The following is a 23,266-nucleotide window of genomic DNA, read 5'->3' as shown; positions in this document are numbered from 1 at the left end:
CTGCGTGGTCCAGAATTCAGGGCCATGACCCCCGTCCTGACCGCGCTGACGCTTGCCCTGTCCTCTCTGAGCCCGGCCGCCGTGTCGCCGCCCGATGTCGTCCATCACGTGGCGGCGGCCGCGCCGGTGGGCTACTGGACTCCGCAGCGGATGGCGAAGGCCCTGCCCATCGGGCTCCTCGAAGTGGTGAAGAAGCTCACCTCCGGTTCCGCCCCGGAACGGCGCAGGCAGGCGGCGCCCGCGCAGGCCCGCCGGGCGGCGCCGACGGCGTCGGCGCGGTGGCAGTCCGGTGGCCTGGTGGGGCGGGCCGCCGGAAGGGTCTTCCTGACCATGGACGGCGTCGACTTCGTCTGCTCGGCGGGGTCGGTCCGGTCGGCCAACCGCGACGTGGTGGTCACCGCGGGGCACTGCGTCAAGGACGGCACCGGCGCGTGGGCCCGCAACTGGGTGTTCGTACCCGGCTACGACGAGGGCGCCCGCCCACTGGGCACGTTCTCGGCCCGCCGCATGTTCGTCGCCGGACCGTGGTCGAGGGCCGCCGACGACAGCTACGACGTGGGCATGGTCGCGCTGAACCAGCAGCTGGGCCGCCACGTCAACGACGTGGCGGGCGCGCTGGAGATCGGTTTCGGGGTGAAGCGGGGCCAGCAGACCCACGGTTTCGGCTACCCGGCCGACCCGCCCTACGACGGCGAGCGGCTCATGTACTGCGCGGGCGCGGCCAGGCCCGACCCCCACAGCCAGACCCACGACCAGGGGCTCCGGTGTGATCTGACGGCGGGGGCGAGCGGCGGCCCGTGGCTGTCGGGGTTCGACGCGGCCAGCGGGCGCGGCACGGTCACGTCGGTGAGCAGTTTCAAGTACAGCGACGACAACTCGATGATGTACGGCCCCTACTTCGGCAGCGCCGCCAAGCAGGTGTTCGACATGGCCGAGAAGGCTTAGAGGGAGAACTCGGCCGTGTCGTCGGACATGTCCTCGTCGACGATGTCGGCCGCCTTCCTGACGATCAGGGGGTCGGGGGTGCCGACGATCGAGGTGTCCTTGTCGTCATAGTCGAACAGGCTCAGCACGTAGCGCATCGCCTCGACGCGGCCGCGCTTCTTGTCGTTCGACTTGATGACCGTCCAGGGGGCGTCCTCGGTGTCGGTGCTGACGAACATGCGCTCCTTGGCCTGGGTGTACTCGTCCCACTTGTCGAGGGACGCGATGTCCATCGGGGAGAGCTTCCACTGGCGCACCGGGTCGACCTGCCGGATGACGAACCGGGTGCGCTGCTCGGCGCGCGACACCGAGAACCAGAGCTTCACCAGCTTGATGCCGTCGCGGACGAGCAGTTCCTCGACCATCGGGGCCTGGAACATGAACTCCTCGTACTGCTCGTCGGTGCAGAAGCCCATGACCCGTTCGACCCCGGCCCGGTTGTACCAGGACCGGTCGAACAGGACGATCTCCCCCGCGGCCGGCATGTGCGCGACGTAGCGCTGGAAGTACCACGAGGAACGCTCGCGCTCGCTGGGCTTCTCCAGCGCGACCACGGTGGCGCCGCGTGGGTTGAGGTGCTCCATGAAGCGCTTGATCGTGCCGCCCTTCCCGGCGGCGTCGCGGCCCTCGAACAGGATGACCAGGCGGCCACCGGTGTCCTTCAGCCAATATTGGAGCTTGAGCAGCTCGATCTGGAGCAGCCGCTTGTCCCGCTCGTAGCTGGGCCGCTCCAGTCGCTGGTTGTAGGGGTAGTGCTCACGCCAGGTGTCGACCGGGCTGCCGTCCGAACGCAGCAGCACGGGATCGTCATCGCCGTCTTCGTCATTGACCCAGAGCCCTGGGGTGCGGCCCAGGAGGTCCACGACATCGTCCGCCTTCATAGCCAGGACCTTTACCTAATCAGGGAGGGCCAATCCCCTATGCCCGTTTTCGTCACCCAAAATTCGTCAGAGCGACAGACCGGTCAGAACCATGACCTTCTCGTACGTGTAGTCGTCCATCGCCGAGCGCAGCCCCTCGCGGCCGACCCCGGAGTCCTTCACGCCGCCGTAGGGCATCTGGTCGGCCCGGTACGACGGCACGTCGCCGATGATCACGCCGCCCACCTCGAGCTCCCGGTTGGCCCGGAACGCCAGGTCGAGGCTGCGGGTGAAGACACCGGCCTGGAGGCCGTAGGCCGAGTCGTTGGCCTCGGCGAACGCCGCGTCGGGCCCGGACACCCGGGAGATCACGAGGACCGGCCCGAAGACCTCCTCGCAGACGACCTTGGCGTCCCCGCGCACGCCGGTGAGCACGGTCGGGGCGTAGGTGGCGCCGTCGCGGGTGCCGCCCGCCAGGACCGTGGCGCCGGAGGCGACCGCCTCGTTCACCCAGGCCTCGACGCGCTCGGCCGCCTCCACCGAGACCAGCGGCCCGACCTGGGTCTTCTCGTCGGCGGGGTCGCCGGTGACCAGGGCGCCGACGGCCGCGACCAGCTTGCTCTCGAAGGCGTCGGCCACGCTCTCGTCGACGATCACCCGCTGGACGGCGATGCAGCTCTGCCCGGCCTGGTAGTTGGAGAACAGCGCGATGCGGGTGGCGGCCCAGTCGAGGTCGGCGTCGGCCAGCACCAGGGCCGCGGCGTTGCCGCCGAGTTCGAGGGTGACGTGCTTGCGGGGGACCTGATCCATGATCGCGTACCCGACCGGACCCGAACCGGTGAAGGACACCACCGGCAGGCGCGGGTCCTGCACCAGCGCGGACGCCCGGTCGTTGGGCACCGGCAGGATCGAGAACATGCCCTCGGGCAGGTCGGTCTCGGCCAGGATCTCGCCCAGCACCAGCGCCGACAGCGGCGTCTTGGGCGCGGGCTTGACGATCACCGGCGCGCCGACCGCGATGGCCGGGGCCACCTTGTGGGCCACCAGGTTCAGCGGGAAGTTGAAGGGCGAGATCGCCAGGATCGGCCCGCGCGGCACCCGGGAGACGTAGGCCATCCGGCCGGTGGCGGCGGCCTCGGTGTCGAGCCGCACCACCTCGCCGCTGAACCGGCGGGTCTCCTCGGCGGCGAACCGGAAGGTGGAGATCGCCCGGTTCACCTCTCCCCTGGCCCAGAAGATCGGCTTGCCGTTCTCGGCGCTGATCAGCTTCGCGATCTCGTCGGCCCGCTCGGCGATCCTCCTCGACACGTGGGCCAGGGCGTCGGCGCGTACGTGGATCGGCAGCGCCGCGGCCTCGCGCGCCACGGCGTGGGCGGCGGCCACGGCCTCCTCGACCTGGTCACCCGTCGGCACGGTCGTGACACCGACGGTCCGCCCGTCGTGGGAGTTGGTGACGGTCAGCTCGGCCTCTCCCGTCGCGGGACGGCCGGCGATCCAGAAAGGCATGGCTTCGGTCATGGACCCGACGTTATGCCACTATCGTGTGACGGGCCTTACTCCGCATCGCACAATCGGCCGCAATCACCTGGCCATTGCGGACAAGTGTCCGTTGTCAAAGTCCATGTCACGGTTGCGCCGCAATTTCAGGATGTTTTCCGTTGCGGGGCGGTTTGAAGACTGAGTGGCGTGGTTAAGTCAAGGTTCGGGTCCGATGCGAGGGCCCCTTGATGAGAAGGGCTCGTCGCTCATGGCCACGCCGGTCCCGCTCGGTCTGCAGGGCGCCTACGCTCTCGGCCAGCGGAGTACCTACGACGAGCTGCGCACCAAACTCCTCGACGTCGCCAGCGAGCTGCTCATCTCCGCCGGGCCCGAGAGCCTGACCGTGCGGCGCATCGCCGCCGAGGCCGGTTGCGCGACCACCGTCATCTACACGATGTTCGGCAGCAAAGAGGGCCTCGCCGAAGCCCTCTACCTCGAGGGGTTCGAGCGCTTCCAGCGCCGCCTGGCCGCCGTCCCGCAGCGCACCGACCCCTACGAATACCTCCAGTCGCTCTGCCCCGCCTACCGCGAGGCTGCCCTGGCCGAACCGGGCTACTACAGCCTGATGTTCGAGCGGGCGATCCCCGGTTTCGTCCCGTCGGAGCGCGCCCGCACGCTCGCCCGCGCGGCCCTGAACCTCTTCGACCGCGTGATCGCCGACTGCATCTCGGCGGGCTACCTGATCCCCACCCAGCCGAGGCGAATAGCCGACGCCCTCTGGGCCTCGGCCCAGGGCGCCATCTCCCTGGAACGTGCCGGTCATCTGCCCGACGCCCAGACCTACACCGTCGTCACCAACGCCGTGATCAACCAATTCCTGGTGACCCGCGACCACTGACAAGCGCGACGACCAACCGGCCGCGATTCACCGGGAACACCGGCACGCGCGATATCTCACCCGCTTCGACCTGATCGATTCGACCGCGGCCCCCCCTGCGCCGACATGCCCTCGATGCTCAGCTCAGATGCCTCTGGGAGCGCTCAGGGCGATCCACAACTCGGCCCGCGCCGCTGGGTCGTCGAGGTCTCGGCCGAGCAGTTCGGCCGCCTTTTTCATCCGGTAACGCAATGTGTGCCGGTGCACGCCCAAGCGCTGCGCGGCGGCATCCCAATGCCCGTTGCAGGCGAGGTAAGCCCGGAGGGATTCCCTCAGGTCACCGCGCTGCGCGTCGAGCGGGCCCAGCAAGACGTCGGCGAAGGCGCGGACTGCGCTCGAATCGAGCAGGTCGAGCAGGCCCTGACCGGCCAGATCGGCGAATGAAAGCTTCCCGCGCCCCGCCCGATAGGCCCGCACCGCCTGGTCGACAGCGGTCGCGACGCAGGTCAGCGGGCCGGGGAGGCTGATCCCGACCGGCTCGTCAAAGGCGTCAACGAATCCCGAAATTTCGGATTCGGCGCAGATCACGATCGTCAGATCCTCGTAGGGCGCGTGAAAAGCCCGCACCGGGCCGCTCTCGGCCACCGCCAGCGCCACCACCGGATCATCCGGCAGGGAGACCCCGACATCGGCCAGGACCTCCCGGGCCGTCTCGGTCTCGCCCGCGATCAGCAGCCGTAGCACCGCCGAGCGCAGCCGCTCGGGTGCGGTGCCCTGCTCCAGGGCCAAGGTCAGCAACGACGCCGCCGCGTTGACGATCGTGTGGCCGATCGGGGTGAAGGGCTGACCCGCGCCGACGGCGAAGAAGCCGCGTCCGCCCAGCGGCTGGACCACGACGTTCTCCTCCGGGCCGGCCAGCGCGACCGCCGCCGCGCCGCTCTTGAGCCGGGCGAACTCGCCACGGAGCCCGGCCGCGCGCTCGCCCGCCTCGGGCGGGGTGGCGTGGCGGACCGTCCCGGTCTCGTCGAGGAGCACCACCCAGCCGCCGATCTCCCTGGCCAGCCGGTCGGCCACCGCCGCCGCGCCGTCACCCCGCAGCGCGGCCCTGGTGAGGCGCCCCTGGGCCTCGAACGCCGATCTGATCTCCTCGTAGTGCTCGGCGGCCAGCAGGTCGCTGACGGCCTTCCCGATGGCGATGAAGGGGGTCTCCTGCGCCACCTCCAGCAGCGGCAGTCCCGCGTCCGAGGCGGCTCTGACCAGTTCGCCGGGGACCCGCTCATGGCTGAGGCCGATGCCGAAGCCGAGGCCCGCGACACCCCGGTGCACGAGCCGGTTGATGTACGGCCGCCACGAGGCCGTCCGCATCCCGGTGGTGAGGACCAGTTCCCCGCCTTCGAGGAACGGCGTCGGATCCTCCAGCTCGCTCACGGCGACCCAGCGCACCGGACGGTCGAGCGCGCCCGCCCCGACCAGGACCCGGAGCCCGGCCAGCGTGGTGATCCTGCGCAGAGACGGCGCCACCGTCGGCCCCCTTTGTCCATTCCGGCACGTGGCGAAGCCCGATTCTGCCACGTCGGAGCATCGAGACTTCGCACCGGGGGACGTAACGTCAACGGCATGACCACTGCCACTCAGGGCGGCCCCGGGCTTCCGCAGGAGCGCCGCCTCGTCACCGAGATCCCCGGCCCCAAGTCGCGCGAGATGTTCGCCCGCAAGCAGTCGGCGGTGCCCGCCGGTGTGGGCACCACGCTGCCGGTCTTCGTGACGAAGGCCGGAGGCGGCGTGCTGGTCGACGCCGACGGCAACTCCCTGATCGACTTCGGCTCGGGCATCGCCGTCACCAACGTCGGCAACGCCGCCCCGAAGGTGGTCGAGCGCGTGCGGCGGCAGGTGGCCGACTTCACCCACACCTGCTTCATGATCACGCCGTACGAGTCGTACGTCGCCGTCTGCGAGAAGCTCAACGCGATCACGCCGGGCGACCACGAGAAGCGCACGTTCCTGGTCAACAGCGGCGCCGAGGCCGTGGAGAACGCCGTCAAGGTGGCCCGCTCGGCGACCGGCCGCCAGGCGGTCGTGGCCTTCGACCACGGCTACCACGGCCGGACGCTCCTGACGATGACCCTGACGGCGAAGAACATGCCGTACAAGCAGGGCTTCGGGCCGTACGCCCCCGAGGTCTACCGCATGCCGCTGGCCTACCCGTTCCGCTGGCCGGGCGAGAACGCGGCCGAGGAGGCCGCCGCGCAGGCCATCGACATGATCACCAAGCAGATCGGCGCGGAGAACGTGGCCGCGGTGATCATCGAGCCGATCGCCGGTGAGGGCGGGTTCATCGTCCCGGCGAAGGGGTTCCTGCCGCGCATCGCCGAGTTCTGCAAGGCCAACGGGATCGTGTTCATCGCCGACGAGATCCAGACCGGATTCGGCCGCACCGGCCAGATGTTCGCCTGCGAGGACGAGGGCGTCGTGCCCGACATCATCACCACCGCCAAGGGCATCGCGGGCGGTCTCCCCCTGGCCGCCGTGACCGGGCGGGCCGACCTCATGGACGCCGTACACGCCGGCGGCCTGGGCGGGACCTACGGCGGGAACCCCCTGGCCTGTGAGGCGGCCCTGGGCGTCCTGGAGACGATCGAGGAAGACGGGCTGGTCGAGCGGGCCCGCGGCATCGGCGAGGTCATGCTGCCGCGCCTGCGCGCCCTCCAGGAGCGCTTCGGGATCATCGGGGACGTCCGGGGCAGAGGCGCGATGACGGCGATCGAGCTGGTCGTGCCGGGGACGAAGGACCCGAACCCGGCCGCGGCGGCCGAGATCGCCAAGCGGTGCCACGCCGAGGGGCTGGTCGTGCTGACCGCAGGGACCTACGGCAATGTGCTCCGGTTCCTCCCGCCGTTGGTGATTCCGGACCACCTGCTGGACGAGGGCTTGACCATCCTCGAAAAGGTAGTCAGCGAGGTGTGATCTACCCCAAAACGGGCACCCGGCTTGTCGCCAGGTGCCCGTTTTGTTGTTGTACGACCTGTCAGATGCCAGTCATTTAACCCTGACTTGGCATCGAGCTAGTCGATCACACCAGGTAGTCGCGTTATAACGGTTCCGACACATGACCGAGGAGGCGGACTGGTTTGCTGACGTTCGACCCGGCAGGTCTCACATCCGTCCAGCGTGACGGCGACGCCTGTGTGGTCTGCCACAAGAAATGGCCCCGCCCCCGCGTCCGAGTCGGCCGGTTGCCCGACGACACCACCGTCCACGCCTGTGACGAGTGCACCGAAGCCCTTCTCCCGGTCGCGCCGAGACGCGGCGAGCGGCAGCTCACTGCTCGCGGAGCGCCCAAGGAGAGCCGTAGTCGGTGAGCAGGTCGAGGAACGGCACCGCGTCGAACGCCTCGGGGCCGAGCACGCCCTTGCCCTTCCAGACCCCGTCGGCCAGCAGTTCCAGCGCGACGACCGGGTGCACCGCGGTCTGCCAGACGACCGCCTGGCAGCCGTACTCGCGCATCGACCACTCGTTGTCGACCACGTGGTAGAGGTAGACCTCGCGCTCCCGGCCGTCCTTGCCGAGGCCCTTGACCCAGGTGCCGGCGCAGGTCTTGCCGCGCATCCGGTCGCCGAGGGTCGACGGGTCGGGCAGCGAGGCGGCCACGACGTCGCGAGGTGAGACGTCCAGGCCCTTCACCTTCACGGTGCCGGGCGAGTCGAGGCCGAGCTTGCGGAGGGTCTTGAGCACCTCGATGAACTCGTTGCCCAGGCCGTATTTGAAGGTGACCCGGCGGGTGTCGACCCAGCGGGGCATCAGCAGGACCTCTTCGTGCTCGACGTTCACGCACTCGACCGGCCCGATGCCCTCGGGGAAGTCGAAGATCTCGGGCTCGCTGAACGGCTCGGTGGTGTGCCAGTCGCCGTCCTGCCAGACGATCGGGGGGTTCAGGCACTCCTCGATGGTCGTCCAGATGGAGAAGGTGGGAGCGAAGTCGTAGCCGTCGACCGACAGGTTCGACCCGTCGCGGACGCCGATCTCGTCGATGCGCTCGAACAGGTGGTCGGCGGCGTAGCGGGCGAAGACGTCGGCGAGGCCGGGCTCGACGCCCATGCCGACGAGCGCCAGCAGGCCGCGGTCCTCCCACTCCTTCGCCAGGGCGAACTGTTCGTCGCCGAGCTTCACACCGGGGATCTCAAAGGGGCGCTGGGGATGGCGCGCGCTCAGCGACATCGCCATGTCGAGGTAGGTGGCGCCGGCGTTCAGGGCGGCCGTGAAGAGGGGCATGTCGAAGCGCGGGTCGACGGCGTTGAACAGCACGTCGCACTCGTGGGCCCGCAGGGCCGCCTCGACCGCGGCGGCGTCGGAGGCGTCGAGCCCGATCGCCGAGAACCGGGGGTCTTCGATCCGGGCACATGCGGAAACGGCCCGGGTGACGTCGTAGTCGGCAACAACGATGTGGTCGTAGAAACTGCGCCGCGAAGCGATGGCCAACATGGCCGAACCCACGCCACCAGCGCCAACAAGGAGGATCCGCATGAGATGCAGGCTAACAGCTGACTGGTCGACCATTCAATAAGATGGGCGAATTCGACTGGTCCACCAATCAGTGAACTCTGGGGGGCTACTGCTCCTTGAGAGCGCCCCAGGCCTTGATCCAGTCTTCGTAGGCCGTGCACGAGCCCTCTTCGCCGCCGCAGTCCTTGGCCGGGAAGGTGGCGAAGACCACGCCCTTGCTCAGGTGCTCGCCGCACAGCGTCGCGATGCGGTCCTGCTTGACGCCCTCGTCGGGCAGGGCTTCCTTCTCAGGGGTCTTGTACGTGCACGCCTTCGTGTTGGCCGGGGCGGTGCCCGTCCACCAGGCGACCTCGCGCTGTACCTCGGGCCGCAGCGAGTAGTCGAGCCAGCTCTTGGCGCACTCGGGGTGGGCGGCGCGGGCCGAGACCATCCACGACATGACCCAGCCGGTGGCGGGGCCCTCGGCCTGGCGCACCTTGAGCCCGGCGCCCGCCATGCCGCCCAGCACATAGGGCGTGGCCTGGGCCATCGCCGCGCCCCCCGCGAACCCCTCGATCACCTGGATCGGGTCGCGCCAGTAGGCCCGGCCTTCTTTCTTCTTCTCCAGGAGCGCCACGGCCTCGCCGAGCTGCTCGGGGCTGAGCTGGTAGGGGTTGTCGAAACCGAGCGCGAGGGCGGCGTCGGCGATGGTCAGCGGGGAGTCGCGGAGCAGCACGGGCTCGTCGGTCTCGAAGATCGAGCCCTTGGCGCCGTCTTTCACGGCCACGACGGTGGTGTCCCACACGTAGGGCACGCCGTGGTCGCCGACCAGCTCGCGCACCCACTTCGGCAGCGAGGAGTAACCGGCGACCTCACCGGTGTCGACCCGGGCCGCGCCCTGCTCGGCGACCAGCTTCCCGGCCAGGTCGGGCCCGGCCGCCACGACGTCGAAGGTGTCGACGTTGACGGGGTTGCCGGCGACGTAGTCCCACGGCCGGTAGGTCACCCGGCACCCGGTCGCCCGCTCGAACGGCGCGACCCAGTTGACCTTGCGGTCGTTGCCACCCCACTCGACGAACCCCCGCGGCGCCAGGACCGTGAGCGCGCCCTCACCCGTGCCGGAAGGGGTGGGTGTCGGCGACGGAGAGGCCGACGGCGACCGGGTCGCGGACGGCGAGGACGAGGGCGAAACCGACGGAGAAGGCGCGGAGACGACCTCCTGACCGCACCCGGCCAGCAGGAGGACGAGGGCCCCGGCGAGAGTGGTGAGACGACGTGACGCCAACGATCCTCCACGGCCTGGAACCCGACTCCCCGGAAGCCTACTCGCAGGTCCTAGGACCAATATCCGAGTGAGTTCTGTCGGCGGGCTTCCGTAGAGTCGGCGCATGAGCTCCACCCCTTCCCGGGCACCTGGCGACACCCGAGACACACCGACCGACCCGACCGACCCGACCACCCCAGGATCGCCCGCATGAGCCCGACCTCCTCCCCCTCACCCGGCCACCGAACCTCGGCGATCTCTTTCGCGGGGCGGGCCTCGTGAGCGCGGCCGTCACCCCGGCTCCCGGGGTCACCGACGATCCTCCGCTCGACCGGGCCGCGATAGCGGTCATCGTGCTGGCCTGTCTGGGCCAGTTCATGGTGGTGCTCGACGTCTCGATCGTGAACGTCGCGCTCCCCTCGATGAGCGCCGACCTGGGGTTCACCGAGACCGGGCTCCAGTGGGTGGTCAACGCCTACGCCCTGACCTTCGCGGGCCTGATGCTGCTCGGCGGCCGGGCCGCCGACCTGTTCGGCCGCAAGCGCGTGTTCCTCACAGGCGTGGCGGTGTTCGCGCTGGCCAGCCTGCTGGGCGGCATGGCGACCGACCCGGCGCTGCTGATCGCGGCGCGGGTGCTGCAGGGTGTCGGCGCGGCCGTGCTGGCCCCGACCACCCTCACGATCCTCACCACGACCTTCTCCGAGGGCCCGAGGCGCACCGCCGCCATCTCCGCGTGGAACTCCGTCGGCGCGGCCGGGGGCGCGGCGGGCGGCATCCTCGGCGGCACCCTCACCGAACTGCTGTCCTGGCGCTGGACGCTGCTGATCAACGTCCCGATCGGGCTGGCCATCGTGGTCATGGGCCTGCGGGTGATCGCCCGCGACCGGCCCGAGGGCTCGGCGCGGCTCGACTTCCCCGGTGCGGTGCTGGTCACCGGCTCGCTGACGGCCATCGCCTACGGCACGGTCGAGACCCACGAACACGGCTGGGGGTCGCCGGTCGCCCTGGTGCCGCTGATCCTGGGCGTGCTCGGGCTGGGGCTGTTCACGCTGGTCGAGTCGAAGACGGCGAGCCCGCTGGTGCCGCTGCGGCTGCTCACCCAGCGCACGGTCGCCGGGACCACGATCATCCAGGTCCTGTCCGGCGGCATCTTCTTCGCGATGTGGTACTTCCTGTCGATCTACATGCAGGGTGACCTGGGCTACTCCGCGCTCCAGGCCGGTCTGGGGTTCTTCCCCCACGCGCTGACCCTGATCGCCACCGGGCGGCTGGCGCCGCTGCTGCTGCGCCGGATGACCCCGCGCACGCTCCTGCTCGGCGCGACCGTCGTGGCCATCGCCGGGCTGCTGCTCCAGGCGGCCATGCTCGACGGCTACGTCCTGGGCGTCATGATCCCGGGCATCCTGATGGCCGGCGGCGCCGGGCTGGCGTTCACCCCGCTGGTCGTGCTCGCGACCAACGGGGTGCGGCGTGAGGAGTCGGGCCTGGTCTCCGGCGTGCTGGGGGCCTCCCGGCAGGTCGGCGGCTCGCTCGGCCTGGCCGGGCTGGCCACCGTCGCGGCCACCTTCACCACCCCGACGGCCGGTTACAGCGCGGTCTTCCTGGTCGGCGCCGGCCTGATGGCCGCCACCATCGTCGTGGCGCTGGTCTTCCTGGCGCCCAAGTCGCGTTAGCCGTTGGTCGGGAAGCCCAGGTTCACTCCCCCGTGGGAGGGGTCGAGCCACCGCGAGGTGACGACCTTCCCACGGGTGTAGAAGTGGACGCCCTCGACACCGTGCACGTGGGTGTCGCCGAAGAGGCTGGCCTTCCAGCCGCCGAAGCTGTAGAAGGCCATCGGCACCGGGATCGGCACGTTCACGCCGACCATGCCGACCTCGACCTCGTTCTGGAAGCGCCGGGCGGCGCCGCCGTCGTTGGTGAAGATGGCGGTGCCGTTGCCGTATTCGCCCTCGTTGATCAGGGTCAGGCCCTCCTCGTAGGAGGCGACCCGCACGATCGAGAGCACCGGGCCGAAGATCTCCTCGCGGTGGGTGCGGGAGCCGGGCGGCACGTGGTCGACGACCGTCGGGCCGAGCCAGAAGCCGTCGCCCTCGGGGAGGTTCTCGCGGCCGTCCACGACGATCTTGCCTTCGCCGAGGTCCAGGTAGGAGGCCACCTTGTCGCGGTGGACCTTCGTGACCAGGGCGCCCATCTCCGACGCCGGGTCGTCGCCGGGGCCGACCTTGATCTTGCGGGCCCTCGAAGCGATCTTCTCGACCAGCTCGTCGCCGATCGGGTCGACGGCCAGCACGACCGAGATCGCCATGCAGCGCTCGCCCGCCGAGCCGAAGCCCGCCGAGACGGCCGAGTCGGCGACCAGGTCGAGGTCGGCGTCCGGGAGCACCAGCATGTGGTTCTTGGCGCCGCCGAGCGCCTGCACCCGCTTGCCGCGCGCGGTACCGGTCTCGTAGACGTAGCGGGCGATGGGCGTCGAGCCGACGAAGCTGACGGCCTTCACGTCGGGGTGGTCGAGCAGCCGGTCGACGGCCACCTTGTCCCCCTGGACGACGTTGAAGACCCCGTCGGGCAGACCCGCCTGCTTCCACAGCTCGGCCATCAGCAGCGAGGCCGAGGGGTCGCGCTCCGACGGCTTGAGGATGAACGTGTTGCCGCAGGCGATGGCGACCGGGAACATCCACATCGGCACCATGGCCGGGAAGTTGAACGGGGTGATCCCGGCGACCACGCCCAGCGACTGGCGGATCGAGAACGAGTCGACGTTGGTCGAGACGTTCTCCGAGAAGCCGCCCTTGAGCAGGTGGGGGATGCCGCAGGCGAACTCGACGACCTCCAGGCCGCGGGCTACCTCACCGAGGGCGTCGGAGTGGACCTTGCCGTGTTCGGCCGAGATCAGGGCGGCGAGGGCGTCGCGGTTGGCGTACAGGAGCTCTCTGAATTTGAAGAGCACGTGGGCGCGCTTGACCAGCGAGGCGTCCCGCCAGGCGGGAAAGGCGGCCTTCGCTGCGGCCACGGCGGCGTCGACGTCGGCCACGGAGGCCAGCGCTACTTGGGCGGATACATCGCCACTCGCCGGGTTGAACACGTCGGCGGACCGCTCGGAGTCCCGGGGGGCACCGCCGATCCAGTGGGTGATGCGCTTGTCGGTCACGGCTTCTCCCGTCAGCGTCACAGGTTCTCCAGTGCGGTCACGATGATGCCCAGGCCCTCGCGGGCCTCCTCCTCGGTCAGGGTCAGCGGCGGGGCCATGCGGATCGTGTGGCCGTAGAGGCCGCCCTTGCCCGCCAGGAGGCCGAGCTTCTTGGTCTCCTCCATGAACTTCGCGGCCAGTTCCGGCGATGGCGAGCCGTCCGCCGCGACCAGTTCCACGGCGAACATCAGGCCCTTGCCGCGCACGTCGCCGACCACGGGCAGGCGGGGCGCCGCCTCGCGCAGGCCGTCGATGATGATCGCGCCGGTCCTGGCGGCGTTGGCCTGGAGGTCGTGGTCGAGCACGTAGTCGAGGGTGGCGTTGGCGGCGGCCATCGAGACCGGGTTGCCGCCGAAGGTGGCCAGGCCGACGGCGTGCAGGTTGTCCATCAGGTCGCCGCGCGCGACGACGCCGCCGACGGCGAACCCGTTGCCGAGGCCCTTGGCGAAGGTCATCATGTCGGGCGTCACGCCGTGGTTCTGGATGCCGAAGAACGCGGAGCCGGTACGCCCCCAGCCCGTCTGCACCTCGTCCGAGATGAACAGCACGCCCTGCTCGGCGAGGACCTCCTGGTAGGCGCGGAACAGCCCGTCGGGCGCCATGGTGAACCCGCCGACGCCCTGGATCGGCTCGGCGATCAGGGCCGCGACGTCGCCGCCGGTGGCGGTGGCCAGCACGTGGCGCAGGTCGTCGACGCAGGCGGCGATGTACTGCTCGTCGTTCATGCCGCGGAACTGGGTCAGGTGGCGGTCGGCGCCGTGCAGGAAGTGGACGTTCAGCGGCGACAGCGAGTTGTTCTTCCACGACCGGTTCGAGGTGACCGCGACCGTGCCGAACGAACGGCCGTGGTAGCTCTGGCGCATGGCCAGGATCTGGTCGGTCTTGCGGGCGTAGGTGGCCAGCAGCAGGGCGGTCTCGTTGGCCTCGGTGCCCGAGTTGGTGAAGAAGACCTTGGCGTCGGGGATGCCCGACAGGCGGGCGATCTTCTCGGCGAGCTCGACCTGGCCGCGCAGCAGGTAGACCGTCGAGGTGTGCACGACCCCGCTGGCGATCTGGCGCTCGACCGCGTCGCGAACCTCGGCGACGTCGTAGCCGATCATGTTCGTCAGGATCCCGGCGAAGAAGTCGAGGTAGGACTTCCCGCTCGCGTCCACGACGCGGTTGCCCTTCCCGCCGACGATCTCGATGGGCTCGTTGTAGTAGAGGGCCAGCCAGTTGGGCATCACCGCGCGGTGGCGGGCAAGAAGGTCGTCCGACATGCCTTGAGTATCCCGGCTCATAACTTCTGGCCATACCCGCAACATGTCGGACCATCCCCGCCATCCCTTACACAGTGACCTCTTCACGAACGGGCGCTTTCCTGGGCAGGACGACCAGGGCCACCACCGCCGCGAGCAGCGAGCACCCGGCCCCCACCCACGACCCGATCGACATCGCCGACAGGAACGACTCCTTGCCCGCCCGCACCAGCTCGGCGACGCCGCTGTTGACCGCCACGCCGACCGACTCCCGCGCCGCCTCCGGCGCGTCCAGAGGCATCCCCGCCGTGTACGCCGCCGCCAGCACGCTCCCCAGCACCGCGATCGACAGGGCGGCCCCGACCTGCTGCACGGTGTCGTTGAGCGCCGAGCCGACCCCGGCGTGCTCGGGCGGCACCGCGCCCATCAGGGTCGCGTAGGCCGCGGGGCCCGCCAGGCCGCCGCCGATGCCCATGACGATCAGGCAGGCGATGAGGAAGCCGTATCCGTCGGTGACGTCGAGGGTGGACAGCAGGCCGAAGGACCCGCCGAGGACGGCCAGGCCCGTCACGATCAGGGTCCGGTTGGACGCCTTCTTGCCGAGAGCCGCCCCGACGCCGCTGAAGACGAAGGACGCCAGCACGTAGGGCACCAGGGCGAGGCCGGCCTGGAGGGCGGCGTACCCGAGCACGAACTGCAGGTACAGCGTGAGGGCCAGCATGAGCGCGCCCGCGCCGAACGACAGCAGCACGATCGAGAACGACGCCCCGGAGAACGACCGGTTCCGGAACAGGTCCAGCGGCAGCAGCGGATGCGCCGCCCGGCGCTCCCACCAGACGAACCCGCCGATCGCCAGCACCGCGACCGCCGTCATGAAGACGTTGAACCCGTGCTGCGGCAGCATGATCACGACCCAGACGGCCGAGCTGAGCCCCACGATCGAGAGCACCACGCCGAGGGGGTCGAAGCCCCGGGGCTCCCCTTTCGACTCGGGCATCAGCACGACGGCGGCGATGATCGCGATGATCGCGATGGGCACGTTGAGGAGGAAGACCGAGCCCCAGTAGTAGTTGTGGAGGAGGAACCCGCCCAGCGTCGGCCCGGCGATGACGCCGATGCCGGCGACCGCGCTCCAGGCGGCGATGGCGGTGCGGCGTTCGTCCTCGTCGAAGACCGTGATGAGGATCGACAGGGTCGACGGCATCATGAACGAGCCGCCCACGCCCATGAGCACCCGGGCCCCGATGAGGTGCCACGGCTCCGTCGCGAGCATGGCCAGGGCGGACGCCGCGCCGAAGATCACCAGACCGATGATCAGGAACCTCCGCCGTCCGTAGCGGTCGGAGAGGGATCCGGCGGTGAGCAGCAGCCCGGCGAAGACCAGGATGTAGGCGTCGATGATCCACTGGACGTCGGCGGGCGTGGCGCCGAGATCGCGCATGAGGGCCGGGATGGCCAGGTTCAGGACGGTGTTGTCCACCACGAGAACCATCACGGCCAGACAGAGGGCGACGAGAATCCACCAGCGCCGGGGGTCTCGTACAGTGTTCGAGGTCACTCGCACACTGTACGACGATCCTCGAACAGTGTGCGAGCGAATTACTGTGGACGGATGCCGGAACAGCGCTTCACCAGCGTGTGGACGCGGGAAGCCAAGCCCCGCCGCGCGCAGCAGGGCCTCAGCCGTGAGCAGATCGTGCGGGCGACGGTCGAGCTGCTCGACGCCGAGGGCATGGAGGCGCTCAGCATGCGCAAGCTCGGCGCCAAGCTCGACGCCGGGGCCACCAGCCTCTACTGGCACGTCGCCAACAAGAACGAACTGCTCGAACTGGCCATGGACGAGGTCTTCGGCGCGGTCCGCATCCCCGAGTCGGAGAGCTGGCGCGAGGTCGTCAGCAACGTGGCGTGGGGGCTGCGCGCGGCGATCATGGCCCACCCGTGGTTCACGTTCGTGCTGGGCTCGCTGCCCGCGCTCGGCCCCAACGCCATGAACTGCTCGGCCACCCTCTGCGCCGCCCTGACCCGCGCGGGGTTCCAGGGCCACGACATCGACTACGCGGGGGCGGCGGTGCTGTCGTACACGATCGGGGCCACCGCGCCCGAGGCCGCCTACACCTCGGCGCTCAAGAGCCGGGGCATCACCATGGCCCAGGCCCAGAAGGACCTCGCCCCGGTGGTCGAGGAGGCCGCCCGCGCCCACCCCGAGATCCACGCGCGGTTCCAGGAGGCGGTCGAGAGCACGATCGACCCGCTCGCCCACCGGCAGCTCTCGTTCGACTTCGGACTGGTCTCCATGCTCGACGGCCTGGCCAGGCGGCTCCCCCGAAGTGCAGATATGCCATCAAATCACCTGACAAACTGACACATCGAACGGCTAGTCTCGCTGGCATGCTCCCCACCGTCGCGGACGTGCTCTCCCTCGACACGGTCCGGCGCGGCGACCCCACCGTGGTCGCGGGCGCCGACCGGCTGAACGGCCGGGTCCGCTGGGTGCACGTGGGCGAGATCACCGACATCGCGCCCCTGCTGCGCGGCGGCGAACTGGTGCTCACCACGGGCGTGGCGCTGCCCCCCGAACCCGACAAACTCGCCGACTACGTGGCCGACCTGGCCCAGGTCGGCGCCTCCGGACTGGTCGTCGAACTGGGCCGCCGGTTCGTCAGCGAACTGCCCGCCGCGGTGGTCAAGTCGGCCGAAGACCACGGGCTCCCGCTGATCACACTGGCCCGCGAGACGCCGTTCGTGCAGATCACCGAGTCCGTCCACAACATGATCATCGACTCGCAGATCCAGGAGCTGCGCGCCTCCGAGCAGCTCCACGAGATCTTCACCGAGCTCTCGGTCGAGGGCGCCTCACCGGCCGAGGTGCTCGCCCAGGTGGCGCGGTTCTCCGGCCGCCCGGTGATGCTGGAGAACCTGGCCCACCAGGTGCTCGCCTGCGACTCGGCCGGGCAGGACGTCGGCGCACTGCTGGCCAGCTGGGAGACCCGCTCGCGGGCCGTCTCCCCCGAGGGCCGCACCGCCTACGACGAGGCGGCCGGGTGGCTGGTCACCGTGGTCGGCGCCCGGGGTCAGGACTGGGGCCGGCTGATCCTGCTCGCCGACCGGCCGCCGGGGCCGCGCGACATCGTGCTGGCCGAACGGGCCGCGACCACTCTCGCTCTTGGACGTCTCCTCGAACGCCACCAGCTCTCCCTGGAGCGCCAGGCCCACGGCACGATCCTCACCGGCATCCTCACCCACGCCTACGCCGACCCCGACGAGGCCGCCGCCCGCGCCAGAGCGGTGGGCGTGCCGCTGACCGGCCGCAAGCTCGTCAGCATCGCGATCAGGCCGACCACGCCCGGCGACGGCGCCCTCGACGAACAGGTCAGGCTCGCCGACCTGGCCGACCTCACCGCCGCCGCCTGCCGCGACGCCCGCCTCCCCGCCCTGGTGGGCAGCCTCGGGCAGACCCACGTCGGCGTGCTGCTGCCCCTCCCGCCCCGGATGAACGCCGAGACCGCCCTCACCACGCTGGCCGAGCGGCTCCGCGCCGCCGGGGCCGTCCTCGCCGCCGGTTCGACGGTCGAGTCCCTCCGTGATGTACGCCGCAGCTTCCTCGAAGCCGAGCAGGTCGCCGACGTGGCCGTCCGCCAGCCCGACGGGCGCCCCTTCTACCGGCTGCCCGACCTGCGCCTGCGCGGTCTGCTCCAGCTGCTGCGCGACGACGCCCGGATCCAGACCTTCGCCGAACGCGAGCTCGGCGCGCTGCTGGCCCACGACGCCCAGCGCAACTCCGACCTGACCCGTATCCTGCGCATCTATCTGGAGGCAGGCCGCAACAAGGCGGTCGCCGCCCAGCGCGCCCACCTGTCGCGACCGGCCTTCTACGACCGGCTGCGCCGCCTGGAGCGGGTGCTGTCGACCGACCTCGACGACGTCGAGTCGTGCCTGTCGCTGCACGTCGCGCTGCTGGCGCTGGAGTCGTTCCGCCGGGAGAACAACCGATGAGGGCACGCGACCACGGGATCGTGATCGGCTCGGGCGCCTGCGGCGCGCACAACGCGATCACCGACGTGCCGGGGGTCCGGGTGGGGCACACGACGCTGATCTCCGGCGACTCCGTACGGACCGGCGTGACCGTGATCGTCCCGCACGACGGCGAGCCCTTCGCCGAGCCGGTGTTCGCCGGATACCACTGGCTCAACGGCAACGGCGAGCTGACCGGCATGGCCTACCTGCGCGAGCTGGGCATGCTCGCCTCACCGATCGGCCTGACGAGCACCGCCTCGGTGGGCGTGGTCCGCGACACGCTGGCCTCGCTCGACCCGGGCGGCCAGGGCTGGTCGCTTCCGGTGGTCGGCGAGACCTGGGACGGCTCCCTGAACGACATCACCGGGCGCCATGTGACGGCTGAACACGTACAGGAGGCTGTGGCGACGGCCGCAACCGGAGCGGTCGCCGAGGGGTCGGTCGGCGGCGGGACCGGGATGATCTGTCACGGTTTCAAGGGCGGGATCGGCACCGCCTCACGTGTCGTCGACGGCCTGACGGTCGGGGTGCTGGTGCAGGCCAACCACGGCCACCGCGACCGGCTCACGGTGAACGGCGTCAACGTCGGGCGTTCCCTGGGCGCCTCGGAGGTGCCCCACGAGGGGGCGGGGTCGATCATCGGCATCGTCGCCACCGACGCGCCGCTGCTGCCCCACCAGTGCGCCCGGCTGGCCCGGCGCGCATCCCTGGGCGTCGGGCGGACCGGCGGCGCGGGCGAGAACTCCAGCGGCGACGGCTTCCTCTGCTTCGCCACCGGCAACCGGAACCTGCCGCGGAACGTGCTCGGCGCGGACACCCCGAAGACCTATCCGGTCACCGTGCTGGCCGACGACCATCTCGACCCGCTCTACCACGCTGTCATCGAGGCGACCGAGGAGGCGATCGTCAACGCGCTCGTCGCCGCCGACACGATGACGGGCTTCCGGGGCCTCACCGTCGAGGGTCTCGGCGGCGCCCGGCTGGCGGCTCTGCTCGGCGCGGTGTAAACCCGCGACAAGGCCAGATAAGACGCGTTTGCTCCAGGTGTAAAACCTGCCCCACCCCTCGAATCGGGCATACCGGTTTCACCCTCTGGAATGTGGTTGTCTCGGAACGTGACGATAACCGAGTCAGAGACCCCGCCCCGCGCCTTCCCGGCGCCCGACCACCGCGCGATCGTCCGCGCACTGTCGGCCCGCTTCCCCCACTGGAGCATCTGGTACGGCTCCGCCACCGGCCACTACTGGGGCCTGCGCCGATTCGACGACGGACGGATCGGCTTCATCGAGGCGCTCTCCGCACAGGAGTTCGTCCGTCAGGCGACCACCGGGTATTGACCAGGCAAAATAGGCAATTCGGCCAATAAATCTCATGCTGATTGGCGTGTTTCCCCCCCTAAAAGCGTCAATCTCGCCACGATGGTCCCTCACGACCACTATTGGGGAGAGACCATATGAGAGGCCGTCTGACCGTCGCAATTACCGCAGCGGCAACCCTTTTGCCCGTTATGCCGGTTTTTGCTGACAGCCAGAAGACCACCGCACTTCCGTCGTCGAGCTTTCCGCTGGGTGTGCCGGGGATAGCGAAGACGACGTCGAAGATGGTCGTCCCTGGCATCGAGTACATCACCCTCCGGCACGGCACCAACAAAGACGGCTACACCGTCACGGTGCTGGTCGCGGGGAAGGACGCGTACACGCAGCGCACGGCCGAGAACCAGGCCCTGGCCGTGCAGATGGCCGGGTTCGAGCCGGTGATCGTGAAGTTCACCCGCCCCGCCGTGGCCGACTTCCCCACGCAGGACTACTGGATGGTCCGCATCGGGCAGTGGACGCTCAAGCAGGGGAAAGAGGCCGACAAGGTCGTCAAGGAGCTCAAGAAGGCGGGGGTCAGCGCCAAGACCGACTACACGGGCGACGACGGCTTCGTCACCTCCGGCCCGTGGTCGATGAAGATCCTCATGATCGACCCGAGGAGCTTCCGGGGCACCTTCGCCGCCAGCCTCGGCAAGAAGACCGCCGTCCGCGAGCGGGTCAGCGACATGGCCAAGGGCGCGGGCGCGATCGCCGGCGTCAACGGGGGCTTCTTCGACATCCACACCGGCGCCGCCTACCGGGGCGACCCGACGGGCATCTCGGTCGTCGGCGGCAAACTGCTGAGCGAGGCCGTCGAGGGCCGCACCGGCGTGGTCCTGAAGGGCCGCACCGCCCGCATCACCGAGCTGAAGAGCTCCGTCACCGTGGCCGCCGGTGGCGCCCAGGCCCCCGTGGCCGGGGTCAACCGGGTCGCCAGGGACGGCGAGCTCGTCCTCTACACCGAGGAGTTCGGCGCCAGCACCCCGAAGGTCGGCGCCACCGAGGTCGTCATCGACGCGAACGGCGTCGTCCAGGCGATGCGCTCACCCGGCGCCAAGATCATGAAGGGCATGCGCGTACTCCAGGGCGCGGGCACCGCCGCCGACTGGCTCGCCGCCTACGCGCAGGAGGGCGGCACCGTGCAGGTCAAGACGACCGTCACCGACCTGCGCAAGAGGAGGACCGTTCCGCTGACGCCCGACACCCACATCGTCGGCGGCGGCGTCGGCCTGGTGAAGAACGGCAAGACCTGGATCACCGCCTCCACCGACGGCATGGCCAACATCAACATGATCGTCCGCCGCCACCCCCGCACCCTCGCGGGCGTGACGAAGAACGGCAAACTGATCCTGGCCGTCGTCGACGGCCGCGCCCCCGGCCAGACCGTCGGCGCCTCCTTCCACGAGGCCGCCAGCGTCATGCGCTGGCTGGGCGCCCGCGACGCCATCAACCTCGACGGCGGCGGCTCCAGCGCCATGGTCGTCAAGGGCAAGGTCGTCAACAGGCCCTCGGACGGCTCCGAGCGCCCCGTCGGCGACGCGCTGCTGATCAGGCCGTAGTCTTCAGCTTCGCGATCATGTCATCGTCACAGGACGCCCAGAACTGACCGACGACGTCTTCGAGGTGGTCGAACGAGGCCGCCTCGAAGAGGACATCCTGATATTTCGTGATGTCGTAAGCGGTCGTGCCCATGGCCGTGACGTCCAGAGGCCGGATGTCCATCCCCCGGAATTCCTCGATCTCGCCGTACGAGCTGAGGATCCCGGCCCCATAAGCCTTGAGCTCCCGGTTCTCCCGCATCACCCCGAACTCGAGGGTGAACCAGAAGACCTTGGAGACGAACTCCAGCGCCTCCTGCGTCTCGACCCGCTTGGCGGCCTGCCCGGCGAGCCGGTAGAGCGCCGCGAACCTCTCCGAGGCCAGCGTGTTGCCGTGCCCGATGACCTCGTGGATGACGTCAGGCTCGGGGGTGTAGAACGGGACCGAATGGTGGCGGATGTACTGCGTCGAGTGGAAGTAGGAGTCGGCCAGGACGCCGTAGAACTCCCTGAGCGGCACCAGCCCCGCGGCCGGCAGGTAACGGAACCCCGTGAGGGGCTTGAGCAGCTCGCTGACCTCTTCGAGCTGGGGGATCCGATCCGTCGGCAGCCCGAGCGCCGCGGAGGCGTCGAGGAACTCCGTGATGGCGTACTTCCGGTGCTTGACGGCCAGCTCCCGCGTCACGAGAGTCCAGACCTCATGCTCCTCGTCGGTGTACTCGGCGTGCGGGATGGGTTCCCCGCGCTTGTAACCGACGGCGTGCCCGGCGATGGCGTTCCGCCGCGCCCGATATACGGGGTCGGCGAACCCCGGGTGACTCTTGGCGAGCTCAACGGTGACGGACCCGTCCTCGTTGGCCGCGACAGGAGCGAAGTACTGCGCTTCCTCGAACATCTACAAATGACAACAAGAAGGACGGCAGAAGAGCAAGTATCCGCAGCTCAACCTAGACAATCCGGCCACTTCTGTAGCGGGAGGGGGGCGGGAACTGGACAGATTGCGGGGTACACGGAGAGAGTCGTTTGACCGGCTCTCCCAGCCGGTCCCCTCTGGTTGCAACCAAGCCGACAGCCCTCCGAACGACCGGCCGTGACGGCGATCCCGCCAATGGTCCCGTTCGGCAAGTGAGCCTCGGCCGACCAGATCACCATCAGCAAGAAGGCATCGCTGGCCAGGCCGAACCGACGGTCCCTGAAACGACGAAAGCCCGGCCAATCCGGCCGGGCTTCAACCACTCCAGCAACACGAAGAACCCGGCTGATCGAGCCAAGCTCGACACGCCTAGGCCCGGAAGCCAACGTTGGAACCTACGGAAAGCCAAGCCGCAGTCACCGGCCCCGCAACACTCCAGACACGAGAACCCTGCCAAGCCAACGCCGATCGTCACCGCATTAGAAAACGAAAGCCCGGTGCCCAGCCGGGCCCACCACACGCTCCCAAGTAGCCCAGGCCCATCGCAACCACACCTCCGAAACCACCCGGGAAATACGAAACCCGTCCCCCACGGCCGGACCTAGGACCCCTCGAAACGCCAAAGGCCCGGCACGATGGCCGAGTCCGGCAGATGCTCCTGAGAATCCAGGCCCATCGCTACCAGAGCTCCGGAACCACCCCCGGAAACACGAAAGCCCGGCACGGACGCCGGGCGTGATACCTCCTGGAGAGATATCAAAAGCTCAGCGCGTGGGCAGGCTGGTACTTCACCGCGAAACGCCAAAGCCCAGCACCTGGGCAGACGGGGCACTTGCCCGTGAAGCGCCAAAGCTCAGCTGAACTCACGGCCTCAAAAACACCGAACCCCGGCACGCGAGCTCTCCCGTGAAACGCCGAAAGCCCGGCCGTCATCGGCCGGGCTCAAGAATTTCCCCCTGGAAACGTCGAAGGCCCCGACCAAGTGGTCGGGGCCTTCGGTATAAAGATTGTCCGGCGGTGTCCTACTCTCCCACACCGTCCCCGGTGCAGTACCATCGGCGCTGGAGGGCTTAACTTC

The 23,266-nt window shown here is 69.7% G+C and carries 18 protein-coding genes and 1 rRNA gene; 9 read left to right on the top strand and 10 right to left on the bottom strand.

Annotation, left to right across the window (positions count from 1 at the left end; genetic code table 11):
• The first annotated feature begins 24 nt into the window (after positions 1-24).
• Positions 25-945: a trypsin-like serine peptidase gene (locus tag ACYQ78_RS38290; RefSeq protein WP_459805897.1), complete on the top strand. Its 921-nt coding sequence runs from the start codon at positions 25-27 to the stop codon at positions 943-945.
• On the opposite strand, the gene ppk2 is transcribed toward ACYQ78_RS38290, so the two are convergent.
• Together ppk2 and ACYQ78_RS38280 are read right to left on the bottom strand one after the other, a co-directional pair.
• Positions 942-1,865: a polyphosphate kinase 2 gene (ppk2, locus tag ACYQ78_RS38285; protein WP_459805896.1), complete on the bottom strand. Its 924-nt coding sequence runs from the start codon at positions 1,863-1,865 to the stop codon at positions 942-944. The two genes, ACYQ78_RS38290 and ppk2, sit on opposite strands and share 4 nt — an antisense overlap.
• A 66-nt stretch (positions 1,866-1,931) precedes the next feature.
• Complete coding sequence (locus ACYQ78_RS38280) at positions 1,932-3,362, bottom strand: aldehyde dehydrogenase family protein (protein WP_459805895.1); 1,431 nt, start codon at positions 3,360-3,362, stop codon at positions 1,932-1,934.
• Between the two features lie 193 nt (positions 3,363-3,555).
• Here ACYQ78_RS38280 and ACYQ78_RS38275 point away from each other — a divergent pair, with 193 nt between their 5' ends.
• Entirely contained in the window at positions 3,556-4,221 is a 666-nt protein-coding gene (locus tag ACYQ78_RS38275; protein ID WP_459805894.1) for a TetR/AcrR family transcriptional regulator, read from the top strand.
• 123 nt (positions 4,222-4,344) lie between these two features.
• Here ACYQ78_RS38275 and ACYQ78_RS38270 read toward each other — a convergent pair whose 3' ends face one another.
• Entirely contained in the window at positions 4,345-5,721 is a 1,377-nt protein-coding gene (locus ACYQ78_RS38270; protein ID WP_459805893.1) for a PucR family transcriptional regulator, read from the bottom strand.
• Between the two features lie 96 nt (positions 5,722-5,817).
• On the opposite strand from ACYQ78_RS38270, the gene gabT reads away from it, so the two are divergent.
• Complete coding sequence (gene gabT, locus ACYQ78_RS38265; RefSeq protein WP_459805892.1) at positions 5,818-7,164, top strand: 4-aminobutyrate--2-oxoglutarate transaminase; 1,347 nt, start codon at positions 5,818-5,820, stop codon at positions 7,162-7,164.
• Between the two features lie 354 nt (positions 7,165-7,518).
• On the opposite strand, the gene ACYQ78_RS38260 is transcribed toward gabT, so the two are convergent.
• Both ACYQ78_RS38260 and ACYQ78_RS38255 read right to left on the bottom strand, forming a co-directional pair.
• Positions 7,519-8,721, bottom strand: coding sequence for a saccharopine dehydrogenase family protein (locus ACYQ78_RS38260; RefSeq protein WP_459805891.1), 1,203 nt, complete (start codon positions 8,719-8,721; stop codon positions 7,519-7,521).
• Positions 8,722-8,806: 85 nt separating this feature from the next.
• Positions 8,807-9,964, bottom strand: coding sequence for a type 2 periplasmic-binding domain-containing protein (locus tag ACYQ78_RS38255; protein ID WP_459805890.1), 1,158 nt, complete (start codon positions 9,962-9,964; stop codon positions 8,807-8,809).
• Positions 9,965-10,221: 257 nt separating this feature from the next.
• On the opposite strand from ACYQ78_RS38255, the gene ACYQ78_RS38250 reads away from it, so the two are divergent.
• Complete coding sequence (locus tag ACYQ78_RS38250) at positions 10,222-11,616, top strand: MFS transporter (protein ID WP_459805889.1); 1,395 nt, start codon at positions 10,222-10,224, stop codon at positions 11,614-11,616.
• Here the strand turns inward: ACYQ78_RS38250 and ACYQ78_RS38245 are convergent.
• The 3 genes from ACYQ78_RS38245 to ACYQ78_RS38235 form a co-directional block, all read right to left on the bottom strand.
• Positions 11,613-13,091 (bottom strand): CoA-acylating methylmalonate-semialdehyde dehydrogenase, encoded by a 1,479-nt coding sequence (locus ACYQ78_RS38245; RefSeq protein ID WP_459805888.1) that lies wholly within the window; start codon positions 13,089-13,091, stop codon positions 11,613-11,615. The two genes, ACYQ78_RS38250 and ACYQ78_RS38245, sit on opposite strands and share 4 nt — an antisense overlap.
• Before the next feature lie 17 nt (positions 13,092-13,108).
• Complete coding sequence (locus ACYQ78_RS38240) at positions 13,109-14,389, bottom strand: aspartate aminotransferase family protein (RefSeq protein ID WP_459805887.1); 1,281 nt, start codon at positions 14,387-14,389, stop codon at positions 13,109-13,111.
• 67 nt (positions 14,390-14,456) lie between these two features.
• The gene (locus ACYQ78_RS38235; RefSeq protein WP_459805886.1) at positions 14,457-15,926 is read right to left on the bottom strand and encodes an MFS transporter; all 1,470 of its coding nucleotides are present in this window, start codon (positions 15,924-15,926) and stop codon (positions 14,457-14,459) included.
• A 54-nt stretch (positions 15,927-15,980) separates the two neighbouring features.
• On the opposite strand from ACYQ78_RS38235, the gene ACYQ78_RS38230 reads away from it, so the two are divergent.
• The 5 genes from ACYQ78_RS38230 (at position 15,981) to ACYQ78_RS38210 (ending at position 21,296) form a co-directional block, all read left to right on the top strand.
• Positions 15,981-16,730 (top strand): TetR/AcrR family transcriptional regulator C-terminal domain-containing protein, encoded by a 750-nt coding sequence (locus ACYQ78_RS38230; protein ID WP_459805885.1) that lies wholly within the window; start codon positions 15,981-15,983, stop codon positions 16,728-16,730.
• 26 nt (positions 16,731-16,756) lie between these two features.
• Entirely contained in the window at positions 16,757-18,361 is a 1,605-nt protein-coding gene (locus ACYQ78_RS38225) for a PucR family transcriptional regulator (protein ID WP_459805884.1), read from the top strand.
• Positions 18,358-19,389: a DmpA family aminopeptidase gene (locus ACYQ78_RS38220; protein ID WP_459805883.1), complete on the top strand. Its 1,032-nt coding sequence runs from the start codon at positions 18,358-18,360 to the stop codon at positions 19,387-19,389. The genes ACYQ78_RS38225 and ACYQ78_RS38220 overlap by 4 nt, the downstream gene beginning before the upstream one ends.
• 108 nt (positions 19,390-19,497) lie before the next feature.
• Positions 19,498-19,719, top strand: coding sequence for a hypothetical protein (locus ACYQ78_RS38215; protein ID WP_459805882.1), 222 nt, complete (start codon positions 19,498-19,500; stop codon positions 19,717-19,719).
• Positions 19,720-19,982: 263 nt separating this feature from the next.
• A complete protein-coding gene (locus ACYQ78_RS38210) occupies positions 19,983-21,296 on the top strand; it encodes a phosphodiester glycosidase family protein (protein ID WP_459805881.1) in 1,314 nt (437 codons plus the stop codon).
• Here ACYQ78_RS38210 and ACYQ78_RS38205 read toward each other — a convergent pair.
• Both ACYQ78_RS38205 and rrf read right to left on the bottom strand, forming a co-directional pair.
• Positions 21,286-22,170 carry a phenylalanine 4-monooxygenase gene (locus ACYQ78_RS38205; RefSeq protein WP_459805880.1) on the bottom strand — a complete coding sequence of 295 codons (885 nt, stop codon included), beginning with the start codon at positions 22,168-22,170 and terminating at the stop codon, positions 21,286-21,288. The genes ACYQ78_RS38210 and ACYQ78_RS38205 overlap by 11 nt on opposite strands.
• A 1,027-nt stretch (positions 22,171-23,197) precedes the next feature.
• Positions 23,198-23,266 (bottom strand): 5S ribosomal RNA (gene rrf, locus ACYQ78_RS38200); the annotation flags it as partial.

This window comes from Herbidospora sp. RD11066, from assembly GCF_054661255.1.
Note: the sequence above shows the minus strand (reverse complement) of the source record. Positions and strands in the feature narration are given on the sequence as shown.

Bases quoted from the DNA above. Each gene is read 5' to 3' on its own strand.
- ACYQ78_RS38205 (WP_459805880.1), bottom strand. From the start codon at position 22,170: ATGTTCGAGGAAGCGCAGTACTTCGCTCCTGTCGCGGCCAACGAGGAC.
- ACYQ78_RS38240 (WP_459805887.1), bottom strand. From the start codon at position 14,389: ATGTCGGACGACCTTCTTGCCCGCCACCGCGCGGTGATGCCCAACTGG.
- ACYQ78_RS38225 (WP_459805884.1), top strand. From the start codon at position 16,757: ATGCTCCCCACCGTCGCGGACGTGCTCTCCCTCGACACGGTCCGGCGC.
- ACYQ78_RS38280 (WP_459805895.1), bottom strand. From the start codon at position 3,362: ATGACCGAAGCCATGCCTTTCTGGATCGCCGGCCGTCCCGCGACGGGA.
- ppk2 (WP_459805896.1), bottom strand. From the start codon at position 1,865: ATGAAGGCGGACGATGTCGTGGACCTCCTGGGCCGCACCCCAGGGCTC.
- ACYQ78_RS38210 (WP_459805881.1), top strand. From the start codon at position 19,983: ATGGTCGTCCCTGGCATCGAGTACATCACCCTCCGGCACGGCACCAAC.
- ACYQ78_RS38260 (WP_459805891.1), bottom strand. From the start codon at position 8,721: ATGCGGATCCTCCTTGTTGGCGCTGGTGGCGTGGGTTCGGCCATGTTG.
- ACYQ78_RS38275 (WP_459805894.1), top strand. From the start codon at position 3,556: ATGCGAGGGCCCCTTGATGAGAAGGGCTCGTCGCTCATGGCCACGCCG.
- ACYQ78_RS38230 (WP_459805885.1), top strand. From the start codon at position 15,981: ATGCCGGAACAGCGCTTCACCAGCGTGTGGACGCGGGAAGCCAAGCCC.
- ACYQ78_RS38290 (WP_459805897.1), top strand. From the start codon at position 25: ATGACCCCCGTCCTGACCGCGCTGACGCTTGCCCTGTCCTCTCTGAGC.
- gabT (WP_459805892.1), top strand. From the start codon at position 5,818: ATGACCACTGCCACTCAGGGCGGCCCCGGGCTTCCGCAGGAGCGCCGC.
- ACYQ78_RS38220 (WP_459805883.1), top strand. From the start codon at position 18,358: ATGAGGGCACGCGACCACGGGATCGTGATCGGCTCGGGCGCCTGCGGC.